Consider the following 15,010-nt stretch of genomic DNA (forward strand, 5'->3'; position numbering starts at 1 on the left):
AATGGCTCACAGGTACGCGGCGTTGGCCGCTTCGAGGCGGCCCTGGGCGCGCAGGATCAGTTCACAGAATTCGCGTGCCGCACCTTCGCCGCCTCGCGCCGTGGTGATGCCGTGGGCATGCTCGCGGACGAAGCTGGCCGCGTTGGCGACCGCCATGCCCAGGCCGACCCGGCGAATCACCGGCAGGTCTGGCAGGTCGTCACCGAGGTAGGCCACCTGTTCATAGCTTAGGTTGAGTTGACCCAGAAGTTCGTCCAGCACCACCAGTTTGTCTTCGCGCCCTTGGTAAAGGTGCGGGATGCCGAGGTTCTTCGCACGCCGTTCGACCACCGGGGTCTTGCGGCCGCTGATGATAGCGGTCTGTACGCCGGCGGCCATCAACATCTTGATGCCTTGGCCGTCGAGGGTGTTGAAGGTCTTGAATTCACTGCCGTCTTCGAGGAAGTACAGGCGACCGTCGGTCAGCACGCCGTCCACATCGAACACGGCCAGCTTGATGGCTTTGCCACGTTGCAACAGGTCTGTGTTCATTTACATGACTCCCGCACGCAGCAAATCGTGCATGTTCAGAGCGCCCACCGGACGGTCTTCGTCATCGACGACTACCAGGGCGCTGATCTTGTGGTCTTCCATGATTTTCAGGGCCTCGGCGGCGAGCATCTCGGCGCGGGCGGTCTTGCCGTGGGGGGTCATGACCTGCTCGATGGTCGCGCTGTGGATGTCGATGGTGCGGTCCAGGGTGCGGCGCAGGTCGCCGTCGGTAAAGATCCCGGCAAGCTTGCCGTCGGCCTCCAGGACCACCGTCATGCCCAGCCCCTTGCGGGTCATTTCCATGAGCGCGTCCTTGAGCAGCGTGCCGCGCATGACCTGCGGCAGTTCCTGGCCGGCGTGCATCACGTTTTCGACTTTCAGCAGCAGGCGACGGCCGAGGGCGCCACCGGGATGGGAAAAGGCGAAATCTTCCGCGGTGAAGCCCCGGGCTTCCAGCAGCGCCACGGCCAGGGCATCGCCCATGACCAGGGCTGCGGTGGTGGAGGAGGTCGGTGCCAGGTTCAACGGGCAGGCTTCGTGTTCGACATTGACATTGAGGTTCACTTCGGCGGCCTTGGCCAGCGGCGAATCGGGGTTGCCGGTCACGCTGATCAACTGGATGCCCAGGCGCTTGATCAGCGGCAGCAGGGTGATGATCTCGTTGGTGGAGCCGGAGTTGGACAGGGCCAGGATGATGTCGTCCCGGGTGATCATGCCCATGTCCCCATGGCTGGCTTCGGCCGGATGGACGAAAAAGGCCGTGGTGCCGGTGCTGGCGAGGGTGGCGGCGATCTTGTTGCCGATGTGCCCGGACTTGCCCATGCCGACCACGACCACGCGGCCCTTGCTGGCCAGAATCATCTCGCAGGCGCGTACGAAATCAGCGTCGATATGGGGCAGCAAGCCTTGCACGGCTTCGAGCTCGAGGCGGATGGTACGTTGTGCCGATTGAATCAGGTCGCTGGATTGGCTCATGTCTGAAATCGTATAGCCCGATGAAAAGGCGGCGATTATAGCGGTAATGAACAATTCCCTCACGTAAGTTCGTCATGCTTTGTTCAAGGGGCCGCAACGTTTGACATAAAATGTGGCTTTTACCTTAAGCCAGGCTTAACGGGCGGGGCGTTGGCCTTGGGCGCTTGGCTGTTGCAGTGATATAGTTCGCCGCCGGTTCGCGTGCCCGGCGGTACCGGCGCTTGTCGGCTGCTCAGGGCATTCGAATGTGAGGCTGCATCGCAAGGAGTTTAGATGAGTGCCGACAACGCCTACGCGGTCGAGCTGAAGGGACTGTCCTTCAAGCGAGGGACGCGCAGCATTTTCAATGACATCGATATTCGCATACCTCGGGGCAAGGTCACCGGCATCATGGGACCCTCCGGGTGTGGCAAGACCACGCTGCTGCGGCTGATGGGCGCGCAGTTGCGTCCCAGCGCCGGCGAAGTCTGGGTCAATGGCCAGAATCTTCCCCAATTGTCTCGCAGCGACCTGTTCGATGCGCGCAAGCACATGGGCGTGCTGTTCCAGAGCGGCGCGCTGTTCACCGACCTCGATGTGTTCGAGAACGTGGCGTTTCCGCTACGGGTCCATACCGACCTGCCGGAAGAGATGATCCGCGACATCGTCCTGCTCAAGTTGCAGGCCGTCGGGCTGCGTGGCGCCATCGACCTGATGCCGGACGAGCTGTCCGGCGGCATGAAGCGGCGGGTCGCGCTGGCGCGGGCGATTGCCCTCGATCCGAAGATCCTCATGTACGACGAACCCTTCGTCGGCCAGGACCCGATCGCCATGGGTGTGCTCGTGCGCCTGATCCGCCTGCTCAACGATGCGCTGGGCATCACCAGTATCGTGGTTTCCCATGACCTGGCCGAAACCGCCAGCATTGCCGACTACATCTATGTGGTCGGCGATGGCCAGGTGCTGGGGCAGGGCACGCCGCAGGAACTGGCGGATTCGGACAGCCCGCGTATTCGCCAATTCATGAAGGGTGATCCGGACGGGCCCGTGGCGTTCCATTTTCCGGCCACGGATTACCGTACCGATCTGCTGGGGAAGCGCTGATGCGCAAGAAATCACTGTTGGAAAGAATTCGTCTGTTCGGTCGCTCCGGCATCGATGTGGTGGCGGTGCTGGGCCGTTCCTCGCTGTTCCTGATGCACGCCTTGCTCGGCCGCAGCGCGACGGGCGGCGGCTTTGGCCTGCTGATCAAGCAGTTGCACTCGGTGGGCGTGATGTCCCTGGTGATCATCGTGGTCTCCGGGATCTTCATCGGCATGGTATTGGCGCTGCAGGGCTTCAGCATTTTGTCCAGCTACGGTTCGGAGCAGGCCGTCGGGCAGATGGTCGCCCTGACGCTGCTGCGTGAGCTCGGCCCCGTGGTAACTGCGCTGCTGTTCGCCGGGCGGGCCGGTTCGGCGCTGACGGCTGAAATCGGTAACATGAAATCCACCGAGCAGCTGTCCAGCCTGGAAATGATCGGTGTCGACCCGCTCAAGTACATCATTGCCCCGCGCCTGTGGGCCGGCTTCATTTCCCTGCCGGTGCTGGCGATGATTTTCAGCGTCGTGGGGATCTGGGGCGGTTCCTGGGTGGCCGTCGACTGGCTGGGGGTCTATGAGGGATCCTACTGGGCCAACATGCAGAACAGCGTCGACTTCCTCGACGATGTCCTCAATGGTGTGATCAAAAGTGCCGTGTTCGCGTTCGTCGTGACCTGGATCGCCGTGTTCCAAGGCTATGACTGTGAGCCCACTTCAGAGGGGATCAGCCGTGCCACAACCAAGACCGTGGTGTACGCCTCGCTGGCGGTCCTGGGCCTTGACTTTATTCTGACCGCCTTGATGTTTGGAGATTTCTGATGCAAAACCGCACCCTGGAAATCGGTGTCGGCCTTTTCTTGCTGGCTGGCATCCTGGCTTTGCTGCTGCTGGCCTTGCGGGTCAGTGGACTGGCGCCGACGGCAAGCACCGATACTTATAAACTTTATGCCAACTTCGACAATATCGCCGGTTTGACGGTCAGAGCCAAGGTGACCATGGCCGGTGTGACCATCGGCAAGGTCACGGCAATCGATCTGAACCGCGAGGATTTCACCGGTCGGGTGACGCTGCAGCTGGAAAAGCGCGTGGACAACCTGCCGACTGACTCCACTGCATCTATCCTCACGGCCGGGCTGCTGGGCGAGAAATACATCGGCATCAGCGTGGGAGGGGAAGACACCGTGCTCAAGGACGGCGGCGTCATCCATGACACGCAGTCGTCCCTGGTGCTCGAGGACCTGATCGGTAAATTCCTGCTCAATACCGTTAGCAAAGACGCCAAATGAGGAGCTTTGAATGATCTCTATCTTGCGACGTAGCCTGTTGGTGCTGCTCGCGGCGCTGCCGTTGATGGCCAACGCCGTGGCCGCGCCTTCGGCCCATGACATCATCCAGGACACGACCACCCGGCTGTTGGCGGACCTTGCCGCCAATAAAGAGAAGTACAAGCAAGACCCCAGCGCGTTCTATGACGCGCTGAACGGCATCGTCGGCCCAGTGGTGGACGCCGATGGCATCTCCAAGAGCATTATGACCGTCAAGTACTCGCGCAAGGCTACCCCGGCGCAGATGACCCGCTTCCAGGAGAACTTCAAGCGCAGCCTGATGCAGTTCTATGGCAACGCCTTGCTGGAATACAACAACCAGGGCATCACCGTTTCCCCGGCCAAGGACGAAAGCGGCACCCGTACCAGCGTCGACATGCAGGTCAAGGGCAACAACGGCGCGGTCTACCCTGTCTCCTACACGCTGGAGAAGATCAACAGCGAGTGGAAGGTGCGCAACGTGATCATCAATGGCATCAACATCGGCAAGCTGTTCCGCGATCAGTTCGCCGACGCGATGCAGCGCAACGGCAACGATCTGGACAAGACTATCGACGGTTGGGCCGGTGAAGTCGCCAAGGCCAAGGAAGTGACCGAAGAAGCCAAAGAGAAGCAGGAACAATGATCGAGTCGGTGAGTGAGTCGGCCGTTCGTCTGGGCGGTGCGGGTGAGCTGCTGCTCAGTGGCGTGCTGGACTACCGCACCGGCCCGGCCTTGCGCAAGCAGGGCCAGGCGCTGATCAAGTCCGTCGGTGCCGCCGAGGTGGTCATTGACTGCTCGGCGGTGCAGAAGTCCAGCAGTGTCGGCTTGTCGCTGCTGCTGTGCTTCATGCGGGACGCCAAGGCGGCCGGCAAAACGTGGAGCATCCGTGGGATGCCCGAAGACATGCGCGAAATAGCCCAGGTCAGCGAGCTGACCGAGCTGTTGGCGCACTCCTGACCACATTGTTGGAAAAGTCCCCCCGTCAGAGTCCTGCTTCGCGGGGTTCGCAGGCGCGGGGCTTTTTTGTATGATGTGCGACCCGCGCGCACAGGGCGCCGATTGAGGTTGAGCATGCAGGCTGTAGAAGTGAAGAGCTTCCTTGAAGGAAAGCTGCCTGGTACGCAGGTGGAAGTTGAAGGCGAAGGCTGCAACTTCCAGCTGAACGTGATCAGCGATGAACTGGCGGCATTGAGCCCAGTGAAGCGTCAGCAGAGCATCTATGCCCATTTGAACCCATGGATTGCCGATGGCAGCATCCACGCGGTCACGATGAAATTTTTCAGCAGCGCGGCCTGGGCCGAGCGCACCTGAGCCCAAGGGCCTCGAGATTCTTATGGATAAACTGATTATTACCGGCGGCGTTCGTCTTGATGGCGAAATCCGTATTTCCGGGGCAAAGAACTCTGCCCTGCCCATCCTGGCCGCAACCCTGCTGTGCGATGGTCCTGTGACCGTGGCCAACCTGCCGCACCTGCACGACATCACCACGATGATCGAACTGTTCGGCCGCATGGGCATCGAGCCGGTGATCGACGAGAAGCTCAGCGTCGAGATCGACCCGCGTACCATCAAGACCCTGATCGCCCCGTACGAGCTGGTGAAGACCATGCGTGCGTCGATCCTGGTACTGGGCCCGATGGTCGCCCGTTTCGGTGAAGCCGAAGTCGCCTTGCCTGGCGGTTGCGCCATTGGCTCGCGTCCGGTGGACCTGCACATCCGCGGCCTGGAAGCCATGGGTGCGGTGATCGATGTCGAAGGCGGCTACATCAAGGCCAAGGCGCCGGAAGGCGGCTTGCGCGGCGCGCACTTCTTCTTCGATACCGTCAGCGTGACCGGTACCGAGAACATCATGATGGCCGCCGCACTGGCCAAGGGCCGCAGCGTGCTGCAAAACGCGGCCCGCGAGCCTGAAGTGGTCGACCTGGCGAACTTCCTGATCGCCATGGGCGCCAAGATCAGCGGTGCCGGCACTGACACTATCACCATCGATGGCGTCGAGCGCCTGCATTCGGCCACCTACAAGGTGATGCCGGATCGGATCGAAACCGGTACCTACCTGGTGGCCGCTGCCGTCACCGGTGGCCGCGTCAAGGTCAAGGACACCGATCCGACCATCCTCGAAGCCGTCCTGGAGAAACTCAAGGAAGCCGGTGCCGAAGTCACCTGCGGCGAAGACTGGATCGAAGTGAACATGCACGGCAAGCGGCCCAAGGCTGTCAATGTGCGGACCGCTCCATACCCGGCGTTTCCGACCGACATGCAAGCGCAGTTCATCTCCCTCAACGCCATTGCCGAAGGCACGGGCGCGGTGATCGAGACGATCTTCGAAAACCGCTTCATGCACGTCTACGAGCTGCATCGCATGGGCGCCAAGATCCAGGTCGAAGGCAACACCGCCATCGTCACTGGCACCGAGAAGCTCAAGGGCGCGCCAGTCATGGCCACCGACCTGCGGGCCTCGGCCAGCCTGGTCATCTCGGCCCTGGTTGCCGAAGGCGATACCCTGATCGACCGCATCTACCACATCGACCGTGGTTATGAGTGCATCGAAGAGAAACTGCAGATGCTTGGCGCCAAGATCCGCCGCGTGCCGGGCTAGTTCCGGCTGCATGGGCACACGGATGTGCCCGTTGATTTCGTTTCAGGTCGAGGGTGGTTTCACCCTCGATGTGTGTCCGGCGCCGCTTGCGACCGGGCATGAGTACCTTGATAAGGACTGACGTTTCCCATGTTGACCATCGCACTGTCCAAGGGCCGCATCCTTGACGACACCCTGCCGCTTCTGGCTGAAGCGGGCATCGTGCCGACCGAGAATCCGGACAAGAGTCGCAAGCTGATCATCCCCACGACCCAGGCCGACGTGCGCTTGCTGATCGTGCGTGCCACCGATGTGCCGACCTATGTGGAACATGGTGCCGCCGACCTGGGTGTTGCCGGCAAGGACGTGCTGATGGAATACGGCGGCCAGGGCCTGTACGAGCCCCTGGACCTGCAGATCGCCCGTTGCAAGCTGATGACCGCCGGTAAAGTCGGCGCGCCGGAGCCCAAGGGGCGTTTGCGCGTGGCGACCAAGTTCGTCAACATTGCCAAGCGTTATTACGCCGAGCAGGGTCGTCAGGTCGACATCATCAAGCTGTACGGTTCGATGGAGCTGGCGCCGCTGATCGGCCTGGCGGACAAGATCATCGACGTGGTCGACACCGGCAATACCCTGCGGGCCAACGGTCTGGAACCCCAGGATTTCATCGCTGACGTCACCTCCCGGTTGATCGTCAACAAGGCATCCATGAAAATGCAGCATGCTCGTATCCAGGCTTTGATCGATACCCTGCGCAAGGCAGTGGAATCGCGACACCGCGGCTGATTCACCTGCGCGACCTCGCGTCGCGCCCGTCTATCCGTGTCATAGCCAATTTTCTCAGGTGCCCACGCGAATGGACTGGTAGCTTAGGGCGCCTGAGCATTTGCCATTAATGAGGCCCTCGCCATGACCGCTCCCACTTCGATTCGCCGACTCAACGCTGCCGATCCGGATTTCGCACATCATCTGGACCATCTGCTGAGCTGGGAAAGCGTTTCTGACGACTCGGTCAATCAGCGGGTGCTGGACATCATCAAGGCTGTGCGCGAGCGTGGCGATGCCGCCCTGGTGGAGTTCACCCAGAAATTCGACGGCCTGCAAGTGGCGTCCATGGCCGACCTGATCCTGCCGCGCGAGCGCCTGGAACTGGCCCTGACCCGGATCACCGTGCCCCAGCGCGAAGCCCTGGAAAAAGCCGCGTCGCGAGTGCGTGATTATCACGAAAGGCAAAAACAGGACTCCTGGAGCTACACCGAAGCCGACGGCACGGTACTGGGCCAGAAAGTCACGCCGCTGGACCGGGCCGGCCTGTACGTGCCGGGCGGCAAGGCGTCCTATCCTTCCTCGGTACTGATGAACGCCATTCCGGCCAAGGTCGCCGGCGTGACCGAAGTGGTCATGGTCGTCCCGACCCCGCGGGGTGAAATCAACGAACTGGTGTTGGCTGCCGCCTGCATCGCTGGGGTGGACCGGGTGTTCACCATCGGCGGCGCCCAGGCCGTGGCTGCGCTGGCCTATGGCACCGAAAGCGTGCCACGGGTGGACAAGGTGGTCGGGCCGGGCAATATCTATGTCGCCACCGCCAAGCGCCACGTGTTTGGCCAGGTGGGCATCGACATGATCGCCGGCCCTTCGGAAATCCTCGTGGTGTGCGACGGCCAGACCGATCCGGACTGGATCGCCATGGACCTGTTTTCCCAGGCCGAGCACGACGAAGACGCCCAGGCGATCCTGGTCAGCCCGGACGCCGAGTTCCTCGACAAGGTTGCCGCCAGCATCGACAAGCTGCTGCCGACCATGGACCGCGCCGAGATCATCAACACCTCGATCAACGGCCGTGGGGCGCTGATCAAGGTCGATGACATGGCACAGGCCATCGAAGTCGCCAACCGCATCGCGCCGGAACACCTGGAGTTGTCGGTTGCCGATCCGCAAGCCTGGCTGCCACAGATCCGCCACGCTGGCGCGATCTTCATGGGCCGCCACACCAGCGAGGCGCTGGGCGATTATTGCGCGGGGCCCAACCACGTGTTGCCGACTTCCGGCACCGCCCGTTTTTCGTCGCCGCTGGGGGTGTATGACTTCCAGAAGCGTTCCTCGATCATATTCTGCTCCGAGCAGGGTGCTTCCGAGCTGGGCAAGACCGCCTCGGTGCTGGCCCGTGGCGAATCGCTGAGCGCCCACGCCCGCAGCGCCGAGTACCGCATTCTTGATGAGAACTCCGTAGAAGGGCAGGGGAACTGAAATGAGTAAATTCTGGAGCCCGTTCGTCAAGAACCTGGTGCCCTACGTGCCGGGCGAACAGCCGAAGTTGACCCGCCTGGTCAAGCTCAACACCAACGAGAACCCCTACGGCCCATCGCCCAAGGCCTTGGCGGCGATGCAGACCGAACTGAACGACAATCTGCGTCTGTATCCGGACCCCAACAGTGACCTGCTCAAAGGCGTCGTGGCCCGCTACTACGGCGTGCAGAGCAACCAGGTGTTCCTGGGTAATGGCTCGGATGAAGTGCTGGCACACATCTTTCACGGCCTGTTGCAGCACGACCAGCCGTTGTTGTTCCCAGACATCAGCTACAGCTTCTATCCGGTGTATTGCGGGTTATATGGCATCCAGTTCGAGGCAGTGCCGCTGGATGAACAATTCCGCATAGACCCGGCGGACTATGCCAAGCCGAACGGCGGGATCATTTTCCCCAACCCGAACGCGCCGACTGGCTGCCTGCTGGCGTTGGACGCGGTCGAGCGGATCCTCAAGGCCAGCCCGGATTCGGTGGTGGTGGTCGACGAGGCCTACATCGACTTCGGCGGCGAGACGGCCATCAGCCTGGTGGATCGTTATCCGAACCTGCTGGTGACACAGACATTGTCCAAGTCCCGCTCGCTGGCGGGGCTGCGGGTGGGCCTGGCGGTGGGCCATCCGGATTTGATCGAAGCGCTGGAGCGGATCAAGAACAGCTTCAACTCCTACCCGCTGGATCGCCTGGCGAACGTCGGCGGCGCGGCGGCGTTCGATGATCGCGAGTATTTCGACCGGACTTGCCGGTTAGTCATCGAGCACCGTGAATGGGTCGTGGCCCAATTGGAAGCCAAGGGTTTTGAAGTGCTGCCCTCGGCGGCCAACTTCATCTTCGCCCGTCACCCCCGGCACGATGCGGCAGGGTTGGCGGCGAAGCTGCGGGAGCAAGGGGTGATCGTGCGGCACTTCAAGCAGGAGCGGATTGCCCAGTTCCTGCGGATCAGCATTGGCACACCGGAGCAGAACCAGGCCCTGATCGAAGCCCTCGGCGAACTCTGAAACCCTGCATTGGCGTTGTGTCAGTCACTTCAAGGTTGGCTGAACTGGCGCCATCGCGAGCAAGCTCGCTCACACATGTGATCGCATTCCCCTGTGGGAGTGAGCTTGCTCGCGATGGGGCCTTTGGATCAGACCCTGAACTGATTGATCAACCGCCGCTGCTGCTCCGCCAGTTTGGTCAGCCCGGCGCTGGCCGCGCTGGATTCGTCGGCGCCGCTGGCCACTTCGTTCGCCACTTGCCCGATGTTGATCACGTTGCGGTTGATGTCATCGGCCACAGCGCTTTGTTCCTCGGCGGCGCTGGCGATCTGGGTGTTCATGTCGTTGATCACCGACACGGCCTGGGTGATCGTTTCCAGGGCTTGGGCCGCTTTCGCCGCGTGCTGCACGCTTTCATCGGTACGGTGCTGGCTGTCTTCCATCACTCGCACCACGTCCCGGGTGCCTTGTTGCAGCTGCTGAATCATCGCCTGGATTTCTTCGGTCGCCTGCTGCGTCTTCTGCGCCAGGTTGCGCACTTCATCGGCGACCACCGCGAAACCACGGCCTTGCTCACCGGCCCGGGCAGCTTCGATGGCCGCGTTGAGGGCCAGCAGGTTGGTCTGCTCGGCGATCCCGCGGATGGCGGTGAGGATCGCGTTGATGTTCTCGCTGTCCTTGGCCAGGGTCTGCACCACACCCACCGCTTTGCCGATTTCCACGGCCAGGGCACCAATGGAGGTGGAGGTATCCCGGACGATCTGCATGCCCTGGCTGGCGGCCTGGTCCGCATGACTGGCGGCCTGGGCCGCTTGGGTCGCGTTGCGGGCCACGTCCTGGGCGGTGGCGGTCATTTCGTGCACCGCAGTGGCGACCTGATCGATCTCGGACATTTGCTTGTGCACGCCCTGATTGGTGCGGATCGCAATATCGGCCGTGTGCTCCGATGAATCGCTGACGCTCTGCACCGAGGTCACCACTTGGGTGATCATGCCCTGCAATTTGCTCAGGAAGGTGTTGAAGCCCCTGGCGATCGCCCCCAGCTCATCGGCGCGGTCGCTCACCAGGCGACGGGTCAGGTCGCCTTCGCCCTGGGCGATGTCATCGAGCATCGCCACCATTTGCTTGAGCGGCCGGGCAATGCCATGGCCCACCAGCCAGATCACCAGCAGGCCGATGCCGGCGATCACCAGTCCCACCATCGCCATGCCGAAGATATCGGCCTGGCGCTGATGGTCGAGGTCTTGCTGCAAGGCTTGCAGGTCGGCCATGACCGCATTGAGTGGCAACTGCAGCATCAGCGTCCAGCGGGCGTTGGTCTCGCCGATGCCGAACGGCATGTACACCTCGATATGCCCGTGTTCTTCGTCGATGTCGTAGCGCACCTCGCCGACGCCCAGCTTGGCCAGGTTGTCCAATTCGCTGGCATCCAGCAGGTCGGCGGCTTTTTCCCCGAGTTTGCTCGGGTCCTTGGTGAAGGCCACCAGCCGGTTGTTGCTTGAGAGCAGGGCCATTTCCCCGGCGCCGTCGTACAGCTTGCCGTCGGCGGCCACGAGCATGTCCTGGATGAAGTTCACCGACAGGTCGGCGCCGACGATGCCCTGGAACTTGCCATCGATCATGATCGGTTCGATGAACGAGGCGAGCATGGTCATCGTGCTGCCGACGCGATAGGGCGCCGGGTCGATCACGCAGGCTTTCTTGCTGTCCTGGGAGCACAGGTAGTACTCACTGGCGCGAATGCCGGTGGAGAGCAGTTTCTGGTCGGTCACGTCGGCGAGTTTTTCCAGGCCCAGGGAACCATCCTGGTTGCGAAACCACCACGGCAGGAAACGCCCGTTGGTTTCCATGCCCACCACCGGGCTGTTCACATAGTTGGCGTCGTCGTGGTCGATGGCGTTCGGCTCCCAGGCGATGTAGGCGCCGAGGATCTTCGGGTTGCGCACCACGGTTTCCCGCAGCAGGCTGATCATCTGCTCGCGGGGCACCTTCAGTTGCGGGTTGCCGTCCGCGCCGTTGATGCCCATCAAGGCGTTCGTGGTGGCCAGGCCGCGGGCGAGCAGCAGCGGTGCTTCCAGTTCCCGCTGGATCAGGCTGGCCTGGGTGCGCGCCAGGGCACTGAGGCGTTGTTCGATGAGTTGCTCGAACTGCGCCTTGGTGCGCTGTTGCACCATCTCCTGGGTGCGGGCGCCGGCAAACAGGGCGTACAGCACAAGGGCGCCAACCACACTGAGCACGATGGCGCCGGCCAGGGCGGCCACGGAAAACTGGATCGATTTGAATTTCATAAAGTCTCCGGACGCGGAAATGACGTCTGGGATCTTTATCGGCGTTTCTGTGGTGCGGCATGAGACGCTGTTCGTCGGGTGACTCTAATAGCTGCGTGGGTGTCGCAAATGGATGCGGTGGGATCTGTCCGAAAAAACGCTAATCCCTCGTTGTGTATCTGGCGCCGATACAAATCAAGGCCTAGGATACGCCCACGTTTCCAGGGAGCTTCTTTTACATGAACAAGACATTGATGGTGAGTGCTCTGAGCGCGGCGCTGCTGCTCGCCGGTTGCCAGTCGGTCAACACCACCAGCGGCGGAGCCGTGGGTGTGGAGCGCAAGCAGTACATGTTCAGCATGCTGTCGACCGACCAGGTCAACCAGATGTACGCCCAGTCCTATCAAAAGACGATGGGCGAGGCCAAAGCCCAGGGTGCGCTGGACAAGACCAGCAACGATGCCAAGCGCATCCAGGTCATTGCCGACCGCTTGATTGCCCAGGCGCCGGTGTTCCGCCCGGATTCGGCCCAGTGGAACTGGGAAGTGAACCTGATCAAGAGCGATGAACTCAACGCCAATTGCGGCCCTGGCGGCAAGATCATGTTCTACACCGGCCTGATCGACCAACTGAAGCTGACCGACGCTGAAATCGCCGCGATCATGGGCCATGAAATCGCCCACGCCCTGCGCGAGCACGGGCGCGAAGCGATGTCCAAGGCCTATGGCATCGAGATGGCCAAGCAGGGCGCCGGTGCCTTGTTCGGCCTTGGCCAGGACAGTCTGGCATTGGCCGACACCGTCGCCAACTACGGCATGACCTTGCCCAACAGCCGTGGCAACGAGAACGAAGCCGACCTGATCGGCCTCGAACTGGCGGCCCGTGCCGGCTACGACCCGAATGCGGCGATCACCCTGTGGAACAAGATGGCCAAGGCTTCGGAGGGCGCACCGCCGGAATTCATGAGCACCCACCCGTCGTCGAGCAGTCGTATCGCTTCGTTGCAAGCGGCGATTCCTAAGGTGATGCCGCTGTATCAGCAAGCCAAGAAATAAGCATCGTCATGCGGTGAGGCTGTCGGCCTCATCGCGAGCAAGCTCGCTCCCACAATGATCTGTAGCCTCTGTGGGAGCGAGGCTGATGACGCGGTATCAAACCCACCCGCTACTCTGCATCGCCTTGTACACCGCCACGATCGCCAGGACGAAGAACGCCGAGGCGGCCAGGCGGCGAATCAGGGTCAGGGGCAGCTTTTCGGCGGCGAAATTGCCCGCCAGGACCACCGGCACGTTGGCAATCAACATGCCCACGGTGGTGCCGATGATCACCAGCCACAACTCCGGGTATTGCGCGGCGAGCATCACCGTGGCGATCTGGGTCTTGTCGCCGATTTCCGCCAGGAAGAACGCAATCAGTGTGGTCAGGAACGGGCCGAACCGGCGGGCCGTGTTGGCTTCTTCATCGTCCAGTTTGTCCGGGACCAGGGTCCACAGTGCCGTGGCCGTGAAGCTGGCCGCCAATATCCAGTGCAGGACCGCGTTGGAGAAAAAACCGCTGACCCAGGCCCCGACCGCGCCGGCTGCCGCATGGTTGGCCAGGGTCGCGGCAACGATGCCGGCGATGATCGGCCAGGGTTTGCGAAAGCGAGCCGCCAGGATGAGTGCGAGCAATTGCGTCTTGTCGCCGATTTCGGCCAGCGCAACGATCGCCGTAGGTACGAGGAGTGAGTCCAGCATCAGGGATTTCCTAAAGGGGCGGGTCGACACGGCTATGACACGTACAGCCTTCCCGCCCCGGGTAAGGTGTGCGTGTCATAGGTCTTGTCAAACCCAGCGACCATCTGCGTGGACGCTTGGGCCGCATACGCCATGGTCTGCTGACCAAGTATGTTGACGTATGCCGGGCGAGCATGGCGCTCGCGGGAGACTACTCCCCTAGGACGGAGCGGATTCTGCCTAGGCAAATCCGATTGAGCAAGTGCTGTTTCCTAAAAAATTTCAACCACGCTTGGCCCGGTAGATGCGAAAGCCTTGGCCTTCGGCCTTGATCGCGCAGACGCCCAAATGCTCTTCGATCAGCGGCTGGTACTTGAGAAAACTATTGGCGACCAGCCGAAGTTCGCCACCGTTTTTCAGATGTTTGGCTGCTTTTCGCAGCAGGTTTTCCGTGGCGTGGTAATCGGTGTGCACGCCGACATGGAACGGCGGGTTGCTCAAGATCGCGCTCAAACCCATCGGTGCGGCGTCGATGCCATCACCGGTCAGTACCTCCGCTTCCAGGCCATTGGCGGCCAGGGTCAGGCGACTGCTGGCGGCAGCGAATGCGTCCACGTCCAACAGGGTAACGGTGTTGTGCGGATAGCGCCGCTTGACCGCCGCCCCCAGCACCCCGGCGCCGCAGCCGAAGTCGAGCAGATGCCCGCTGGGTAGTTTATCCAGGTGTTCCAACAGCAGCGCACTGCCGCGGTCCAGGCGACCGTGGCTGAATACCCCCGGCAGGCTGATGACCTTCAGCGGGCCTTCGGCCAGGGGCAGTTCGTAGGTCTGGGCCAGGCTTTCCAGGGGCTTGGCCGTAGGCGCGTTGGCGACAGTGACCTGCCACAGCTGACAGTGCCGGGCGCTATCGAGCTTGCGCGGCTTGCCGAACGGGTTGAGCTGCTTGGACGCCCCTTCGATGCCGCTGCGTTTTTCCCCCACCAGGTACACCTCGCGTCCGGCCAGGCGCGCCGCCACGGCGTTGAGGAGGTAGTCGGTCAGGTCCTTGGCCTTGGGCAGGAACACCACAGCGGTGTCGAACGCACGCTCGGGCACGGTCACGCCAAAGTGGCTGCGCTCGGGAAAACGAGCGTCCAGCGCCGCCTGATCGCCGGCATGCCAGCACCAACCATGGGCTTCTGGCAAACGGCCGAGCAAATCGTCGGCGGGCAGGCCGGCCAACAACACCGAACCCTGGAATAACTCGGCCTGACGAAGCAGTACTTCACTGCGCGGATCCATGGTCTGCTCCTTGAT

At 62.0% G+C, this 15,010-nt stretch carries 16 protein-coding genes, 1 pseudogene and 1 riboswitch; of the genes and pseudogenes, 11 read left to right on the forward strand and 6 right to left on the reverse strand.

Annotation, left to right across the window (positions count from 1 at the left end; genetic code table 11):
- Positions 1-6: 6 nt before the first annotated feature.
- Positions 7-531: a KdsC family phosphatase gene (locus BT125_RS23525; RefSeq protein ID WP_060739154.1), complete on the reverse strand. Its 525-nt coding sequence runs from the start codon at positions 529-531 to the stop codon at positions 7-9.
- Positions 532-1,506: a KpsF/GutQ family sugar-phosphate isomerase gene (locus tag BT125_RS23530; protein WP_072410882.1), complete on the reverse strand. Its 975-nt coding sequence runs from the start codon at positions 1,504-1,506 to the stop codon at positions 532-534.
- Positions 1,507-1,779: 273 nt separating this feature from the next.
- Between BT125_RS23530 and BT125_RS23535 the strand changes: the two genes are divergently transcribed.
- The 10 genes from BT125_RS23535 to hisC all read left to right on the forward strand — a co-directional run bounded on the left by BT125_RS23535 (position 1,780) and on the right by hisC (position 9,753).
- Complete coding sequence (locus BT125_RS23535; RefSeq protein WP_072410884.1) at positions 1,780-2,589, forward strand: ATP-binding cassette domain-containing protein; 810 nt, start codon at positions 1,780-1,782, stop codon at positions 2,587-2,589.
- Positions 2,589-3,386 (forward strand): lipid asymmetry maintenance ABC transporter permease subunit MlaE, encoded by a 798-nt coding sequence (mlaE, locus tag BT125_RS23540; RefSeq protein WP_072410886.1) that lies wholly within the window; start codon positions 2,589-2,591, stop codon positions 3,384-3,386. The genes BT125_RS23535 and mlaE overlap by 1 nt, the downstream gene beginning before the upstream one ends.
- Complete coding sequence (gene mlaD, locus BT125_RS23545) at positions 3,386-3,853, forward strand: outer membrane lipid asymmetry maintenance protein MlaD (protein ID WP_003178020.1); 468 nt, start codon at positions 3,386-3,388, stop codon at positions 3,851-3,853. Before mlaE ends, mlaD begins: the two co-directional genes overlap by 1 nt.
- A gap of 10 nt (positions 3,854-3,863) precedes the next feature.
- Positions 3,864-4,517, forward strand: coding sequence for an MlaC/ttg2D family ABC transporter substrate-binding protein (locus BT125_RS23550; RefSeq protein ID WP_060739150.1), 654 nt, complete (start codon positions 3,864-3,866; stop codon positions 4,515-4,517).
- A gap of 8 nt (positions 4,518-4,525) precedes the next feature.
- A complete protein-coding gene (locus BT125_RS23555) occupies positions 4,526-4,831 on the forward strand; it encodes an STAS domain-containing protein (protein ID WP_072410951.1) in 306 nt (101 codons plus the stop codon).
- A gap of 114 nt (positions 4,832-4,945) precedes the next feature.
- Positions 4,946-5,185, forward strand: a complete 240-nt coding sequence (locus BT125_RS23560) for a BolA family protein (protein WP_007953556.1) — start codon at positions 4,946-4,948, stop codon at positions 5,183-5,185.
- Between the two features lie 22 nt (positions 5,186-5,207).
- Positions 5,208-6,473 carry a UDP-N-acetylglucosamine 1-carboxyvinyltransferase gene (gene murA, locus BT125_RS23565; protein ID WP_018614024.1) on the forward strand — a complete coding sequence of 422 codons (1,266 nt, stop codon included), beginning with the start codon at positions 5,208-5,210 and terminating at the stop codon, positions 6,471-6,473.
- A gap of 129 nt (positions 6,474-6,602) precedes the next feature.
- Positions 6,603-7,238, forward strand: coding sequence for an ATP phosphoribosyltransferase (gene hisG / locus BT125_RS23570; RefSeq protein ID WP_053178222.1), 636 nt, complete (start codon positions 6,603-6,605; stop codon positions 7,236-7,238).
- Between the two features lie 123 nt (positions 7,239-7,361).
- Positions 7,362-8,699: a histidinol dehydrogenase gene (gene hisD, locus BT125_RS23575; RefSeq protein ID WP_072410888.1), complete on the forward strand. Its 1,338-nt coding sequence runs from the start codon at positions 7,362-7,364 to the stop codon at positions 8,697-8,699.
- Between the two features lies 1 nt (position 8,700).
- The gene (hisC, locus tag BT125_RS23580; protein WP_072410890.1) at positions 8,701-9,753 is read left to right on the forward strand and encodes a histidinol-phosphate transaminase; all 1,053 of its coding nucleotides are present in this window, start codon (positions 8,701-8,703) and stop codon (positions 9,751-9,753) included.
- 128 nt (positions 9,754-9,881) lie between these two features.
- On the opposite strand, the gene BT125_RS30085 is transcribed toward hisC, so the two are convergent.
- Both BT125_RS30085 and BT125_RS30090 read right to left on the reverse strand, forming a co-directional pair.
- Complete coding sequence (locus BT125_RS30085) at positions 9,882-10,724, reverse strand: methyl-accepting chemotaxis protein (RefSeq protein WP_370873798.1); 843 nt, start codon at positions 10,722-10,724, stop codon at positions 9,882-9,884.
- A gap of 15 nt (positions 10,725-10,739) precedes the next feature.
- Positions 10,740-12,020 (reverse strand): annotated as a pseudogene (locus BT125_RS30090) (HAMP domain-containing protein); the annotation flags it as partial.
- 218 nt (positions 12,021-12,238) lie between these two features.
- On the opposite strand from BT125_RS30090, the gene BT125_RS23590 reads away from it, so the two are divergent.
- Positions 12,239-13,054, forward strand: coding sequence for a M48 family metallopeptidase (locus tag BT125_RS23590; RefSeq protein WP_072410894.1), 816 nt, complete (start codon positions 12,239-12,241; stop codon positions 13,052-13,054).
- A 96-nt stretch (positions 13,055-13,150) separates the two neighbouring features.
- On the opposite strand, the gene BT125_RS23595 is transcribed toward BT125_RS23590, so the two are convergent.
- On the reverse strand, positions 13,151-13,735 hold the full coding sequence (locus BT125_RS23595; RefSeq protein ID WP_072410896.1) for a TMEM165/GDT1 family protein: 585 nt from the start codon (positions 13,733-13,735) through the stop codon (positions 13,151-13,153).
- A 90-nt stretch (positions 13,736-13,825) separates the two neighbouring features.
- A riboswitch (yybP-ykoY riboswitch) is annotated at positions 13,826-13,946 on the reverse strand.
- Positions 13,947-13,996: 50 nt separating this feature from the next.
- Positions 13,997-14,995: a class I SAM-dependent methyltransferase gene (locus tag BT125_RS23600; RefSeq protein WP_072410898.1), complete on the reverse strand. Its 999-nt coding sequence runs from the start codon at positions 14,993-14,995 to the stop codon at positions 13,997-13,999.
- Positions 14,996-15,010: the final 15 nt, after the last annotated feature.

The sequence above is a fragment of the Pseudomonas sp. NFACC04-2 genome (assembly GCF_900119265.1).
In the GTDB taxonomy this organism is placed as follows: Bacteria; Pseudomonadota; Gammaproteobacteria; order Pseudomonadales; family Pseudomonadaceae; genus Aquipseudomonas; species Aquipseudomonas fluorescens_AA.